Source organism: Streptomyces sp. SS8 (genome assembly GCF_054072955.1).
In genome coordinates this window covers 1-14,522 of sequence record NZ_JBSVCZ010000030.1, presented here as the reverse complement: position 1 = coordinate 14,522, position 14,522 = coordinate 1, and the positions used below count along the sequence as shown (strand labels likewise).

Genomic DNA, 14,522 nt, shown 5'->3' with positions numbered 1-14,522 from the left:
CGGTCAGGCCGCGGGGGCCGCGTCCCGTACGGGGGTGCGGCAGGCGATCTCGCCGGTCAGCCGCTTCACCGCCGCCACGGCCAGCAGAGCGACCGAGGCGAGGGCGAGGAACGGCTGGATGGGTGCCCAGACGCTGAGCGCGCCGGAGGTGCCCAGGGCGATGAGGACGAACTTGTTGCACACCGGGCAGCCCACGGCAAGGAAGGACAGCACACCGCCGATGGAGCCCGAGCGCGATGCCCGGGGGGTGGCGGGGGCCCCGACGTAGGTGGCGAGGACGACACCGGCCAGCAGAGCGGTGGCGACGAGCGTCGGATAGTTCCACCACAGCGTCGGGGTCATCCGGGAGAAGAGCGGGCTGGGGATGACGGCGGTGGGGAGGCCGACCAGCAGGGCGGTCAGGGCGGCGCCGCCCGCCGCGGCGCCCCAGCGCAGCGGGGTCCACGCCGCGAGGGCGGTGCCGGCCGTGCGCAGGGCGCGCGGGAGGGAGGAGAGCATGAAGGGGATCCTGTCCTGTCGTGACGCGGAACCGGTGGACCACAGGGGGCCGTGTGCGGACCGCGTGGGAACGATGACGGCGGCGGGGGCCGCGGAGGGCGGCCCCGGGACAGGTCTAGATCCTCAGGACGGTGAAGGCGTGCGGGGCGGATGCGACCGGCCCGTCACGGCCCGCGGGGGCCCGGGCGCCGTGGATGCCGGGATCCGCGGGCACGCGGCGCCCGTGGACCCCGGGCGCCGCCACGGGGTCCCCCGCGCCCGTGGCGGGGACGGCCGCCGGCGCTTCCCCGCCACCGGAGCACGAGGGGGAGTCGCCGTCGCCTGCCACGGGAGCGGTCGCCGCCGTCATGGCTTGGTCGGTGTACGCGGGCGTCCCCGAAGCGCGGGCCTCCGCCACGAGAGGCGAGGACCCGGCGGGGGCGGGTGCGCGGCCCTGATGGGCCGAAGAGGCCGACGCCGGGACGCAGAGCACCGCCAGCAGAGCCGCGAGGGCCAGGGTCAGGGTGCGGACGGCCCACGGGGAGAGGCCGCGGGAGCGACGGAAGGCGTGCATCGCTTGTGCTCCCCCCTTCCCCCAGGGCTCGGTCGGCGTGAAACACGCGGCTTGGAACGTGAGGTCCGCCGGGTGACCAGGGACGCTCGGCAGCGTACAGGACGGCGTCGGCCGCGGATCTTCCCTCTTTCCGCCGGAGGGCGGGAGGGCCCGGGGCGCGGACACCGCCTCCGTTTCTATACCCCCTGGGGTACGAGTGTCCAGGAGTCCCCTCACACGGCCGGCCTTGGGGGCGAGCGGGCCCACGCGGCCGACGCTCCGGTGGGCGTGGAGCGCCTCTTCCGGCCTGAGGCGCCCCTTCCCCCGGTCCGAGCGGCCCCGGCCCGGGGCCGCTCGGACCGGGGGAGACGTCGGGGGTCACTTTCCGGCGGCCTCCCGCAGGGCCTGGACGTCGATCTTTTTCATACCGAGCATGGCCTTCATGACCTGCTGGGACACCGCCGGGTCGGGGTGGCTCAGCAGCTCGGGCAGCTCCCGCGGGACGATCTGCCACGACAGGCCGTAGCGGTCCTTGAGCCAGCCGCACACGCTCTCCTCGCCGCCGTCGGTGAGCCTGGCCCACAGCTCGTCCACCTCCGCCTGGTCGGCGCAGTCCACCGAGAGGGAGATCGCCTCGCTGAAGGTGAACTCCGGGCCGCCGTTGAGCCCGATGAACTCGCGTCCCGCGAGCTCGAAGGTGACCGTCATGACCGATCCCGGCTCGCCCGGCCCGGCCTCGCCGTAGTACTGGACGTCCGTGATCCGAGAGTCGGGGAAGAGGGAGGTGTAGTACCGGGCGGCCTCCTCGGCCCGGCCGTCGAACCACAGACAGGCCGCGATCTTCTGCTTCTGCATGGCATGCCCTCCTGGTGTGCGGATGCCGGACGCCTTCCGATGGGTGGACCGGCCGGGCCGCCGGAACTCATCGCCGCCCGCCCGGTGGATCCGGGCGGGCGGCGCACCGGGCGGGGCGGCGGATGCGGAAGAATGCCGACGCGCCGGTGGCGCGGCGGTCCGGAGACCGCCGCGCCACCGGGTGTGGGGGGAGGGATGCGTGCGGGAGCCGCCGTGACCGGGGTCAGGAGGCGGTGCAGGAACCGAGCCGGGGCGCGTTCCAGTTGCCGTTGGCCATCACCGTGAAGCCGAAGCTGGTGGAGGAGCCGGCCGCCAGGGTGCCGTTCCCGCTGGGCCGCATGGTCATGACGTTGCCGCTGGAGTCCCAGCTCGGGGTGCCGTTCCAGGTGGCGGAGATCTTCTGGGGCGAGGTGACGGTCACCGTCGTGGACCAGTTGGTGATCGGGGCGCTGCCGGCCCTGACGGTCACCCTGCCGTTGAAGCGGTCGCCCCATCGTTCGGTCTGCTCGTAGGTGACGGTGCAGGAGGCCGTGTCGCCGCCACCGGTGGTCCCGCCGTCGGTGCCGCCGGTGGTGCCGCCCGTGGTCCCGCCGGAGTCGGAGCCGCCGAGGGCCTCCAGGACGGCGGTGTAGGCGGGCTTCTTGTTGTAGTTGCCGTCGAAGAGCAGCGGGGTGTCGGAGGAGCGCCAGGAGTACTTGTCGGTCACGCCCCAGACGGTGATGCCGGTGCAGCGGGAGACGGCCAGGCAGGCCTGGGTGATGCCGCGGTACTGCTCGGCCTGGGAGGAGCCGGAGCCGGCGATGTCGAGCTCGGTGATCTGGACGTCGACGCCGAGGTCGGCGAAGTTCTGCAGGGTGGTGTGGTAGTTGCTGGGCACCGGGTTGCCGCTGTTGAAGTGGGCCTGGAAGCCGACGCAGTCGATGGGTACGCCGCGTGCCTTGAAGTCCCTGACCATGTTGTACACGGCCTGGGTCTTGGCGTGGCTCCAGTTGTCGGTGTTGTAGTCGTTGTAGCAGAGCTTGGCGTCCGGGTCGGCGGCCCGGGCGGTGCGGAAGGCCTCCTCGATGAAGCCGTTGCCCAGGCGCTGCTGGAAGACGGAGTTGCGGCGCGCGCCGCTGGAGCCGTCCTCGAACGCCTCGTTGACCACGTCCCAGGAGTGGACCTGGCCCTTGTACTGGCCCATCACCCGGTTGATGTGGTTGTTCATCGCCGAGCGCAGGTCGTTCCCGGACAGGTTGGTCACCCAGTTCGGCAGCTGGGAGTGCCACACCAGGGTGTGGCCGCGCAGCTTCATCCCCTGGCTGCGGGCGTGGTTGGCGATCCGGTCCGCGGTGGCGAAGTTGAACGAGTTGCGGGAGGGCTCCAGGGCGTCCCACTTCATCTCGTTCTCGGCGGTGATCGAGTCGAACTCCCGGTTCAGGACGCTCATGTAGTCCGACTCGCCCATCCGGTTGGCGGCGATCGCGGTGCCGAAGTAGCGGCCCTGCTCCGCCGCCGCCCCGGCCAGGGTGGAGGCGGCGGAGGCGGTGCCGGTCAGAGCGGTGACGGTGCCTGCGGCCGCCAGCGCCAGGGTGGCGCCCACGACCAGCGCGTTGCGCAGCGCGGAGCGGCCGCGCCGGCCTGGCGTTCCGGGCTCCGGGGAGGTGCGGGGGGTGTCGATCACAGGGGTCCCTTCATCCGTGGCCCGTCATCGTCCTGCCGGGGCAGAACGGGACGCCGTCGGGCCGGTGGGTGCCGTTCGCGGCTCCTGGGCCCGCCGCCCGGCGCGAGGTCGGTGACAGGTCCATGGCGATCAGCAACGATCGAAGTGGAGTATGCGCTGACCGCGAGTCAGCGTCAATGCTTCCTTCCGGAAAAATTTCGGATGGTGCCGAGGTTCATTTCCCTTTATTGGCCAGGGTTTTGAGGTACCTGAGGAGAGGTCAGGTTCAGCTGGGGCATGTGATCGGGCGAAAGTTTCGGTTGTTTTCCGGACGGAAGGAGGGGCCCGTCCGACGGCTGCGGGACCCGGCCGGACAGCACAAGGCCGCGCCGCGACGAGGGGGAGGGGCGTCGCGGGCGCGGCCGTACCGTGCGCATGCCCGGCGATCCGCCGCTCACACCCGGCCGGCCGTGGGAAAGCGATCCGCGTTCGGCCTTCCGGAGGCCCAAAGGGCGACGTGCGTAAGCATCGTGACGCCGTATCACCCGGTCGGCGCGTTCACCCCCTTGGCCAGGGGCGATGTCACCGGAGCCGGTGCGGCACTTCTATCCTTCCCCCGGAGCCGAACGGCGCGCGGACGGCCGCGGCTCCGCGCCGCCCCGCCGGGCGGACGGTCCGGACGGCGCGCGGCCCGGACCTCCCGAGCGACGTACGGAGTGTGCCCATGGCCCTGTGGAACCGCCTCAAGGAATCCGCACAGACGATGCAGGCCCAGCTGGAGGAGAGGAGGAACGAGCTCAGAGGCGGTGCGTTCCGCGACGCGTCCATGGCGATGTGCGCACTCGTCACAGCGGCCGACGGCACGGTAGATCCGGCCGAGCGGCGCCGTGTCGCCTATCTGATCGCCAACAACGAGGTGCTGAGGAACTTCCCCGCCGACGAGCTGCACGGCCTCTTCGAGGACCGGCTGGACGCGATCGCCGCCGACCGCGAGAGGGGCAGGGCCGACGCCCTCCGGGAGATCGCCGGGGTCAGGAGGAAACCGCTGGAGGCGCGTGCCGTCGTCCAGATCGGCATCGTCATCGCGGGCGCCGACGGCCGCTTCGACCTCGCCGAACGGGCCGTGGTACGCGAGGTGTGCCAGGCACTGGACCTGCCCCCGCACGAGTTCGATCTGTGAGCCGGTGAGCGCGGGGGCCCGCCCCGCACCTTCGCGCCCCGTTCCTCTCCCACCGCCCTCCCTCGTCCACATGGCCCAGCGCGCCGTTTCGCGCCGCGTGACGCGGGAACCCGCCGCGAGCGGCAACCGAACGGCACCACGTACGGCGACGTACGGCGACGTACGGCGAGGGACAGAGGAACAGATGCAGATCGGCTACAAACTGGCGGCGGAGGCGTTCGGGCCCGCCGAACTCGTCCGGCAGGCGGTCCGCGCGGAGCAGGCGGGTTTCGACTTCGTCGAGATCAGCGACCACTACCACCCGTGGCTGGACAACCAGGGCCACTCGCCGTTCGCCTGGACGGTCCTGGGCACCATCGCGGCGAAGACCGAGCGCATCGGACTGGCCACCGGCGTGACCTGTCCGACCGTGCGGTACCACCCGGCGATCATCGCCCAGGCCGCCGCGACGCTCGCCCTGCTCTCGGAGGGCCGGTTCGTCCTCGGCGTCGGTGCCGGCGAGCGGCTCAACGAGCACGTCGTCGGCCGGGGCTTCCCCGCCGTCGCCGCGCGCCACGAGATGCTCCGCGAGGCCCTGGAGATCATCCGGCTGCTGTGGCGCGGCGGATACCGGTCCTACGAGGGCAGGCACCTGCGCCTGGAGGACGCGCGGGTCTTCGACCTCCCCGAGGAGCTTCCGCTGATCGCGGTGGCCGCCAGCGGCCGCCCGTCGGCGCGGATCGCCGCCGAGCTCGGCGACGGGCTGTTCGCGACCGAGGCCAAGCCGGAGATCCTGCGCCACTACCACGACGCCGGCGGCTCCGGCCCCGCCTATGCCGAGGTGCCCGTGGCCTGGGCGCCCGACGAGCACACCGCGGCCCGTGCCGTCCTGGAGACCACGCGGTGGGCCGTCACCGGCTGGAAGGTCATGAGCGAACTGCCCAACCCGGTCAACTTCGAGGCCGCCACCACCACCGTCCGCGAGGAGGACATGCTCGCCAACTTCGCCTGCGGCCCGGACCCGGCCAGGTTCACCGAGATGGCGCAGCGGTATGTCGACGCGGGCTTCGACCGGCTGGTGCTGATGAACGCCGGCCCCGACCCGGACGGCTTCATGGAGTTCTACAGCGGTGAGCTGGACCAGCGCATCCGCGCGCTGTCGCCGCGCCCGGCCGGCTCCTGAGCGGACCCCGCACGGCGGAAGGGGTGCCGCGGCGGTACCGCCGCGGCACCCCTCCCGTAGCCCCTCCGCCCCGTTCCGGGGCCGGGGTCACCCGCGCTTGCCCGGAGCGGGCGTCACCTGCGCGGACAGCGGCACCGCGATGTCCTCCAGCGCCCGCCGCTCGGCCGGCACCGCCAGGAGGACGGCCACCAGCCCGGCCACGGTCATCAGACCGGCGCCGATCTGGAAGGCGAGCACGGTGTCCGCGACGACGCCGGACTCGGTGAGCCTGGCGAAGATCAGCGGACCGCTGATGCCTCCGGCGGCCGTACCGATGGCGTAGAAGAAGGCGATCGCCATCGCCCGCGTCTCCATCGGGAAGACCTCGCTGACCGTCAGATAGGCCGAACTCGCCCCGGCGGAGGCGAAGAACAGCACCACGCACCAGCAGGCCGTCAGCGTGGTGGCGCTCAGATGGCCGCCGCCGAAGAGCCAGGCGGTCGCGAAGAGCAGCACGCCGGAGAGGATGTACGTGCCGGAGATCATCACGCGGCGGCCGACGGTGTCGAAGAACCTGCCCAGCAGCAGCGGGCCGAAGAAGTTGCCGACGGCGATGACGGCGAAGTAGTAGCCGGTCGAACCGGTGCCCACGTCGAAGAACGTGGTCAGGATCGCGCCGAAGCCGAAGGTGATGGCGTTGTAGAGGAACGCCTGGCCGATGAAGAGCGACAGCCCCAGCACCGCCCGCCTGCGGTAGTGGGAGAAGACCGTGCGGGCGATCGTTCCGAAGCCGATACTGCGGCGCGTGTGGATGGTGATATCACCGGCCGGCGGCGGCAGTTCGGTGCCCTTCTCGGCGCGGATGCCCTCCTCGACCTCGCTCACCAGCTTCTCGGCCCTGTCACCCTGCCCGTGGATGAACTGCCACCGCGGGCTCTCGGGCACATGGCGGCGCACCAGCAGGATGGCCAGACCGAAGACGACACCGAGGGCGAAGGTCAGCCGCCAGCCGACGTCGAGGGCGAAGACGTCGGTGTCCAGCATCACGATGGACAGCAGCGAGCCGCCCACCGCGCCCAGCCAGAAGCTGCCGTTGATGATCAGGTCGATACGGCCCCGGTACTTGGAGGGGATCAGCTCGTCGATCGCGGAGTTGATGGCCGCGTACTCGCCGCCGATGCCGAAGCCCGTCAGGAAGCGGCAGGCGAAGAACCACCAGCTGGAGAAGGACAGCGCGGTCAGCGCGGTGGCGCCCAGATAGACGGCCAGGGTGATGATGAAGAGCTTCTTGCGGCCGTAGCGGTCGGTCAGCCAGCCGAAGAACAGCGCCCCCGAACAGGCGCCGGCCACGTACAGGGCAGCGGCGATGCCGGTCACCTCGGCGGAGGTGATGGGCAGACCGCTGCCCTCCTCCGCCAGCCGCCCGGCGATGTTGCCGACGACCGTGACCTCCAGGCCGTCGAGGATCCACACCGTGCCGAGCCCGATCACGATCATCCAGTGCCAGCGCGACCACGGCAGGCGGTCGAGCCTGGCCGGTACGGACGTCGTGACCGTGCCCGTACCGGCCGACGCTTCCACGGGGTTGTCAGTCGCCATCTCCACTCCCTCCGGCGCTTGGCCGAGGGGATGCGCCTCGGCGCGCTCCTCACGGTTTCCCGGCGGAGGATGGCCCACACGCGGCTGTACGGGGAGGGTGCGCGGGAGGCATGCGGCCGAGGCCGCGGGCGCCCCGGTCCTCCGGCGGCCTCAGCCGCCGAGCAGGGCGTCAAGCCAGAGCCGCTCACGCCGCTCGGTGTACTCGGCGTCGCGCAGCCACGTCTCCCCGTGGCCCTCGTCCCACAGCCTCGCCCACGGCTGGACACCGTGGGCGGCCCGGTCCCGCAGGAAGTCGTGCATGGCCCGGGTGCGGCGCCCCAGCAGGGGCACCAGACGGCGGCGTTCGTCCTCGTCCAGCCCGTAGGCGCCGGCGAAGGCCCGCAGCCGCGCCCCGGCGTCCGTACGCCGGAAGGCCGGATTCGCCGACAGCGGGACGAAGCCGTGGGCGGCGTAGGCCAGATCCTCCAGACGGGAGCCGGGCGCCGCGCCGTCCCAGTCGACGAACGCCCACTCCCGGCCGCCGTCGGACACCAGATTCCACGGGGCCAGATCGTGGTGGGCGACGATCTCGTGCCCCTCGGCGGGGATCAGCCGCTGCCAGCGGGCGCCGGGCGGCGGGGTGAAGTCCGCCACGGCGTCGTGGAACTCCCGGATCAGACGTGCCACCCGCTCCAGCCGGTGGACCGGGTCCAGCAAGCGGAAGCGATCCGGCCACACGGTGCGGCCCGGCAGGTACGTGAGCACCTCGCGTCCGCGGTCGTCGACGCCCAGCGGCCGGGGCGCACCTCGGAACCCGGCCCCGTGGAGGTGCTCCAGCAGGGCGTGTACGGCGGGCGTCCAGGGTCCCGCGGGGCGGCGTACGGTGTCACCCACCCGGACGACACCCGCGCTGACGTTCCCGCCCGCCAGCGGCTCCTCCACGCACTCCCGCGCCTCACGCTCCACGCCGCCCAGTCTCACCCGCCCGCCTTCACCCGCGCACCCGGATTAGGGTGTGGGCGCCGACGGCCCGACGGCCACACCCGCGACCCACCCAGGAGCCTGCCGTGCAGCACCCCGACGGATCCGAGACGCCCGACACCGGCGAGGTGGCCGCTGACAGCACCGCGTTCCCCGGCAGCGGGCGGCGCGTGCTGGTCAGCGGCGCGTCCCGGGGGCTGGGCCGGGCGGTGGCGCGGGCGTTCGCCGCCAACGGTGACACGGTGGCCGTGCACCACGGCAGCCGCCGGAAGGACGCCGAGGCCACCTTGGCCTCCCTGCCCGGCGACGGGCACGTCCTGCTCGGCGCCGACCTGGCCGACCCGCGGCAGACCGCCGGCCTCGCGGACGCGGCGGCCGAGGCGCTGGGCGGCCTCGACGTCCTGGTGAACAACGCGGCGGTCAACACCCCGCACCCGCCCGCGACCACGGAGTACGACCACTGGTGCGCGGCCTGGCGGCGGCACGTGGACGTCAACCTGCTCGGCACGGCGAACCTCAGCCACGCCGCCGCCCGCCACATGATCGGCCAGGGCACCGGCGGCCGGATCGTCAACATCGGCTCGCGCGGGGCGTTCCGGGGCGAGCCCGACCACCCCGCCTACGGCGCCACCAAGGCCGCCGTCCACGCGCTGGGCCAGTCCCTGGCCGTCGCCCTCGCCCCGTACGGCATCGCCGTCACCTCGGTGGCGCCGGGCTTCGTCGACACCGAACGCGTCACCCACCGCCTGACCGGCCCCGAGGGGGAGGCCATCCGCGCGCAGAGCCCGTACGGGCGGGTGGCCTCGCCCGAGGAGGTGGCCGAGGCGGTGCTGTGGCTGGCCTCCCCGCGGGCCCAGTGGAGCGCGGGCGCCGTACTGGACCTCAACGGGGCCTCCTACCTGCGGACCTGAGCGGGGCCGGCCCCGTCCGCCGGGGCGGGCGGGGCCGGTCAGGCGGCCCGGCCGGCGCCCGCCCTCTCCCGGCCGAGGCCGAAGACACCGAGGTCGATCGCCTCCGCCATCGCCGCGTGGCCCGCCGCGTTGGGGTGGTAGCAGTCCGCCTCGTACTCCGCGCGGATCCTGGTCGGGTCGGCCGGATCCCGGACGGCGGCGTCGAAGTCGACGACACCGTCGAACAGCCCGCCGGTGCGCACGAACTCGTTCACCGCCAGCCGGTTGGCCTCCTTGGCGCTTCCGGCGGCGTTGCACATGGGCATCAGGGTGGCGCCGACGACCTTCAGCCCGCGCTCGCGGGCGCGCTCGGTGATCTCCCGCATGGCGTCGATGACCTGCCCGGCCGGCGCCGGGGGCGCGAACTCGCCGCCGCCCAGATCGTTGGTGCCCTCGAACAGGATCATGTACCGCGCGCCCGCCAGGTCCAGTACGTCGTCCTCCAGCCGGTCGGGCGCGGGCGGCCCGCAGCACTGGCCCGTGGGGTCGTAGGGGTTGGGCTGGCGGCTGACGGTGTTGCCCGAGATCCCGGCGTTGGCGACGGCCAGTCGCCGGTGCGGGGGAAGGGCGTTGATCCGGCGCGCCAGCAGGTCCGTCCACCGGTCGCCGCCCCCGGTGGCGTTGTGGCCGGAGGTGTTGGAGTTGCCCAGGGCGACGATGGTGCCCGCAGCGGGCGTGCGGCCGTCGACGACGTCCACCCACCACAACTGACCCGGGTGGTAGCCCGGTTCGTCCGACAGCCCCCGGTCCTGTTCCGGATAGGAGGCGTCACCGGTGTCGCGGGTGTGGTCGCCGGGCAGGGACAGGAAGCTGCCGGGCGGGTTCGGGGTGGGCGGGGGGAAGGCGTGGTCGTTGACCGGCGCGCCCGGCGCGTACAGGCTGACCGCCAGGTTCTGCTGGGCGGACACCCGCAGCGGCACCGGGTCACTGTAGACGCGCTCGCCCGGTGCCAGGGTCACCCGGCCGCGCCCGCCGAAGGTGAGGGTGCGCAGGGAGCGGGGGACGAGATCGGCCTCCCCGACCCGGCGCTGCAGCCCGATCGTGGCGGAGCGGAAGACCGCCGGACGGTCGCCGTACGGGTTGCCGATCCGCACCCGCAGCCAGGTGGCCGACACCGAGGCGCGGGCGATGTTGCGCACGGTCAGGTCGGGGGAGGCGCCGTGCACCCCCTGGAGACTCGCGCTCCAGATCGCGCTTCGGCCGTGCGCCGGCCCCCGCTCGCGCGATCCGGCCTCACCCGCGGTGGCGCCGGTGCCGGACGCGGTGGCCGGGGGAGCCGACAGCAGGGAGAGCAGCAGGGCGACGAGCAGCATCAGCAGCGGGGCCGGCCACCCGCCCCTGCGGGCGCGGTGTCCGCCGCCTCTCGGCGAAGACGTCACGGCTTTCCTCTCGTTCGGCTGGTGCGGTGGGCGTACCGGGCGTCGAGGAGCTGAAGTCGTGCGTGGTGACAGGCGGTTCGGGAGAGCGGAACGCGCGGGAAGCGTGCGGTGCGCGGACCGCGCCCCCGCACAGTAGGAACGCCCCGGCCGGGGCGTCAACACCGCCTCGACGCCGGCCGGCGGCACCCGTTCGCGGGGGCCCGTGCACCGGAGGGGGCGCGTGCCGCGTACGGTGCGAACGGAGCCGTCCGGCACACGCCCGGCACCCCCGACCCCGGCACGAGGAGCCTTGAGCACCATGGACACGGCCGTCTACCGCCACAACGGGCTCGTCTGCGCCGACCACACCCTCCGGGTGCCCCTGGACCACACCCGCCCGGACGGCCCGGCGATCACCCTGTTCGCCCGCGAGGTGACCGCCGCCGGGCGGGAGGCGGAGGGCCTGCCCCGGCTGCTGTGGCTCCAGGGCGGTCCCGGACACCGGGCCGAACGGCCGAACGCCCCGGGAGCCTGGCTGCGCGAGGCGCTGCGCGACCACCGCGTCGTCCTGATGGACCAGCGCGGCACCGGCCGCAGCACCCCGGCCGACCGCCGCACCCTCGCAGCCCTCCCCGGCGCCGCCGCCACCGCCGCCCACCTGGCGCACTTCCGCGCCGACTCCATCGTCCGCGACGCCGAGCTGCTGCGCCGCCACCTCGCCGCCGACGGGGAGCAGGACCGCCCCTGGACGGTGCTCGGCCAGAGTTTCGGCGGCTTCTGCGCCCTGACCTACCTGTCCCTGGCACCCGAGGGACTGGAGAAGGTGATGATCACCGGCGGCCTGCCCTCCCTGACCGCGCACGCCGACGACGTCTACCGCGCCGCCTATACCCGTGTGGCGGACCACAACGAGCGCTACTTCGGCCGCTACCCCGGCGACCAGCGCCTGGCCGACGCCGTGGCCGGGCACCTGGAGCGCGAGGACGTACGGCTGCCCACCGGCGAACGGCTGACCGTGCGCCGCTTCCAGACCCTGGGCACCGCCTTCGGCGGCGCCTCCTCCTTCGACTCCCTGCACTACCTGCTGGAGACCGCGTTCGTGCCGGGCGCGCGCGGACCGGAGCTGTCCGACACCTTCCTGCGCGGAGTCGAGGCCGCCGTCTCCTACGCCGAACACCCCCTGTACGCCGTCCTGCACGAGGCCATCTACGCCCGGGGCGGCCGGCCCACCGCCTGGTCCGCGCACCGGGTCCGCGAGGAGTTCCCCGTCTTCGACGCCCTGCGCGGCGGGCCGCTGCGCTTCACCGGGGAGATGGTCTACCCCTGGCACTTCGAGGAGGACCCGGCGCTGGAGCCGCTGGCACAGGCCGCCCACCTGCTCGCCGGGCGCACCGACTGGCCACCGCTGTACGACGCCGACCGCCTGGCGGCCAACCGGGTGCCGGTGGCGGCGGCCGTCTACCACGAGGACATGTACGTCGACCGCGAGCACTCCCTGCGCACCGCCGCCGCCGTACGCGGCCTGCGTCCATGGATCACCGACGCCCACGCGCACGACGGCGTACGGGTGGACCCCGCCGTCTACAACCGGCTGCTGGCCATGGTGCGCGGCGAGATCTGACGGCCGCCACCCGGCCGGAGGCCGGCCGCCGTGCAGCGGGAGCCGCTCAGCCCGCCGCCGACTCAGCCCCCGCCGCCGGCCCGGCCCCCGCCGGCCTCCTCCGGCGCGTCGACGTCGTACCAGTCGTCGGCCAGCAGCCCGGCGTGCGACGGCTGCACCCCGGCCTGCACGGTGCCGTCGGCGGTGAAGAACCGCAGATGGGCGGCGAGCGGCCGGCTTCGCCCGTCGGGGCAGACGCAGTCCGACTCCGGTTCCAGATAGACGTACTTGCCCGGCTGGATCCAGCTGCGGCGCGCCACACGGCGGCCGTCCCTCAGAAGCTCCAGGGCTGCGGAGAAGTCCATGCGGCGAACGTAGCGGACCGCCCGGGAGGGTCTTGAGAACCGGACGCCGGATGCGCTATGGGAGGCCGGAAGCCCCTCAGAGCCCCATCACGCCGTCCGCGGCCGTGAGTTCGTACTCCAGCGTGATCTCGCGCCTCTCGCCGGGAGCCAGGCGGAGGGTGTAGCGCACCATGCCCTCCGCGTCGACGCCCTCGTCCGGCTCCGGCAGGCACGCTCCCCTCCGCAGCCGCACCTCGACGGCGGAGACCTCCGAGACCGGGACGCGCTCGCGGACCACCACCACCGCCGCCTCCCCCTGCGGGGAGGAGTCCAGCCGGGAGACGAACAGCCGCACCGTACGCGTGATCACCGTGCGGTGGTTGACTCCGCTCAGGCCCGCGGTGCCGCGGCTCTCCCCGACATGGCGCACCACCCGGTAGGTGTCCTCGCTGCCGAAGGCCAGCGAGACCTCCTCCCCCTGCCCGGTGAACGGCAGTTCGCCGCGCCCGGTGAACCCGCCGCCGCGCACCAGGTCCACCGGCCCGGCCAGCAGCACGTGCCCGGCCCCGTTGGCCGCCCTGGCCACCCTGGTCACCAGCGGCGACAGTTCGGGGGCGCACTCCAGCGAGGTGCGGCACGGCGCGGTGAACGCCGACAGGGGCACCCGGTGGGGGCGCCCGTCACAGGCCACGTCGACGGGCGCCGCGGCGGTCATCACCCGCACCTCGCCGCCGTCCGACAGCCCGGGGAGCTCCCCGTCCGCCCCGTCTCCGTCCGGCCCGTCCCCGACCGTGCGCACCTCCTCCTCGCGCAGATCCACCTCCACCGTGCGCCGCTCCGCGGCCGAGCGCTCCCGCAGCACCAGTTCGTCCTCGTACAGCGCCGGGGGACCGGCGGCGAGGGTGGGCCGGGCGGTGGACAGCGACAGCCGCACCCCCCTCCAGTCCTCACCGGTGCGCTGCCACACCACCGCGTCGGTCTCCAGGCGCACCGACCGCTCGTCCCCGGCCAGCGTCGCCCGGTACGCCGGCCGCCACAGGGCGCAGGGCACCAGATGGGTCAGACGCAGCACGGCGGGCCCGGCGCGGTCGGCCTCGACGACCACCTCGACGACCGCCGTCAGCTCCTGCGGCTCCTCCTCGGTACGCCGCAGAGCCCGGCGCGCGTCCTCCAGTTCCTCCTCCGCGCCGAGCAGCCGGCGCCGCAGCAGACGCAGCTCCCCGGAACGCGCCTCGTCCTCCTGGTCGATCCGCTCCATGCGGTCCGCCCAGCGCTCCGGATCGGCCGAACCGGCCCCGGCGCCCTCGGCGACATCGCGGTACAGGTCCGCCCTGGCCTGGGCGACGACCGCGAGGCGGCTCTCCAGCCGCTGCCGCAGCCACCGGGCGTCGCGCAGCTCCTCCTCCAGAGCGTGGACCCTGCGGCGCAGCTTCGAGGCGTCCCCGCCCGGGTGCCCCGGGCGCGGGGGCGCGTATGTGCGCACCACCCGGGCGTCGACGACCCGGACGCCGCCCGCACCGCCCTCCCCGGCCGGTACCTCCGCGCGCAGGGAGCGGTCCACGGCCAGCGGCGTCACCGGGCCGAGCAGCAGCCGCTGCGCGCCCGCGGCCAGTTCGACGCTCCCGCACCGCTCGACCTGGGCCCGGTCCTCCATGCACGTCACGGCGGTGACCGGCAGGGGGACCGGTTCCGGGCGGGAGACCGGCGCGCCGCGGCCGGCCGTGTCCTGGGGTGTTCGGGTCATCGGGGCTCTCCTTCGTGGATACCCCGTCCTTTAGAGCGGGGAGGAGACGAAGCTCCTGCGGAGCAGGGCAGGGAACGCCGGTTCGCCGCCAGGGCGGACCGGCGTCCACCCGCGACTGC

At 73.9% G+C, this 14,522-nt stretch carries 13 protein-coding genes; 4 read left to right on the top strand and 9 right to left on the bottom strand.

All coding sequences use genetic code 11. From position 1 onward, the window contains the following. Positions 1-3: 3 nt before the first annotated feature. From ACW69E_RS23990 to ACW69E_RS23975, 4 genes are all read right to left on the bottom strand, one after another. Positions 4-498, bottom strand: a complete 495-nt coding sequence (locus ACW69E_RS23990; protein WP_457500364.1) for a hypothetical protein — start codon at positions 496-498, stop codon at positions 4-6. A gap of 115 nt (positions 499-613) precedes the next feature. Beyond that, positions 614-1,051, bottom strand: a complete 438-nt coding sequence (locus ACW69E_RS23985) for a hypothetical protein (protein WP_457500363.1) — start codon at positions 1,049-1,051, stop codon at positions 614-616. A 357-nt stretch (positions 1,052-1,408) separates the two neighbouring features. After that, positions 1,409-1,885 carry a VOC family protein gene (locus tag ACW69E_RS23980; RefSeq protein ID WP_457500362.1) on the bottom strand — a complete coding sequence of 159 codons (477 nt, stop codon included), beginning with the start codon at positions 1,883-1,885 and terminating at the stop codon, positions 1,409-1,411. 223 nt (positions 1,886-2,108) lie between these two features. Further along, the gene (locus tag ACW69E_RS23975; protein WP_457500361.1) at positions 2,109-3,548 is read right to left on the bottom strand and encodes an endo-1,4-beta-xylanase; all 1,440 of its coding nucleotides are present in this window, start codon (positions 3,546-3,548) and stop codon (positions 2,109-2,111) included. Positions 3,549-4,251: 703 nt separating this feature from the next. Between ACW69E_RS23975 and ACW69E_RS23970 the strand changes: the two genes are divergently transcribed. Both ACW69E_RS23970 and ACW69E_RS23965 read left to right on the top strand, forming a co-directional pair. Then, complete coding sequence (locus ACW69E_RS23970; RefSeq protein WP_457500360.1) at positions 4,252-4,707, top strand: tellurite resistance TerB family protein; 456 nt, start codon at positions 4,252-4,254, stop codon at positions 4,705-4,707. Positions 4,708-4,891: 184 nt separating this feature from the next. Next, positions 4,892-5,869, top strand: a complete 978-nt coding sequence (locus tag ACW69E_RS23965) for a TIGR03557 family F420-dependent LLM class oxidoreductase (protein WP_457500359.1) — start codon at positions 4,892-4,894, stop codon at positions 5,867-5,869. A gap of 87 nt (positions 5,870-5,956) precedes the next feature. Here the strand turns inward: ACW69E_RS23965 and ACW69E_RS23960 are convergent, their stop codons facing one another. Together ACW69E_RS23960 and ACW69E_RS23955 are read right to left on the bottom strand one after the other, a co-directional pair. Continuing rightward, on the bottom strand, positions 5,957-7,447 hold the full coding sequence (locus ACW69E_RS23960; protein ID WP_457500358.1) for an MFS transporter: 1,491 nt from the start codon (positions 7,445-7,447) through the stop codon (positions 5,957-5,959). A gap of 150 nt (positions 7,448-7,597) precedes the next feature. Next, positions 7,598-8,392 (bottom strand): phosphotransferase enzyme family protein, encoded by a 795-nt coding sequence (locus ACW69E_RS23955; RefSeq protein WP_457500357.1) that lies wholly within the window; start codon positions 8,390-8,392, stop codon positions 7,598-7,600. 143 nt (positions 8,393-8,535) lie between these two features. On the opposite strand from ACW69E_RS23955, the gene ACW69E_RS23950 reads away from it, so the two are divergent. Beyond that, positions 8,536-9,318, top strand: coding sequence for an SDR family NAD(P)-dependent oxidoreductase (locus ACW69E_RS23950; protein WP_457500402.1), 783 nt, complete (start codon positions 8,536-8,538; stop codon positions 9,316-9,318). 38 nt (positions 9,319-9,356) lie between these two features. On the opposite strand, the gene ACW69E_RS23945 is transcribed toward ACW69E_RS23950, so the two are convergent. After that, positions 9,357-10,736 carry a GDSL-type esterase/lipase family protein gene (locus ACW69E_RS23945; RefSeq protein WP_457500356.1) on the bottom strand — a complete coding sequence of 460 codons (1,380 nt, stop codon included), beginning with the start codon at positions 10,734-10,736 and terminating at the stop codon, positions 9,357-9,359. Between the two features lie 298 nt (positions 10,737-11,034). On the opposite strand from ACW69E_RS23945, the gene ACW69E_RS23940 reads away from it, so the two are divergent. Continuing rightward, positions 11,035-12,336, top strand: a complete 1,302-nt coding sequence (locus ACW69E_RS23940; protein ID WP_457500401.1) for an alpha/beta fold hydrolase — start codon at positions 11,035-11,037, stop codon at positions 12,334-12,336. A 62-nt stretch (positions 12,337-12,398) separates the two neighbouring features. Here the strand turns inward: ACW69E_RS23940 and ACW69E_RS23935 are convergent, their stop codons facing one another. After that, positions 12,399-12,680: a Thoeris anti-defense Tad2 family protein gene (locus ACW69E_RS23935; protein WP_457500355.1), complete on the bottom strand. Its 282-nt coding sequence runs from the start codon at positions 12,678-12,680 to the stop codon at positions 12,399-12,401. Positions 12,681-12,756: 76 nt separating this feature from the next. Beyond that, on the bottom strand, positions 12,757-14,403 hold the full coding sequence (locus tag ACW69E_RS23930) for a DUF4139 domain-containing protein (protein WP_457500354.1): 1,647 nt from the start codon (positions 14,401-14,403) through the stop codon (positions 12,757-12,759). Between the last annotated feature and the right edge of the window lie 119 nt (positions 14,404-14,522).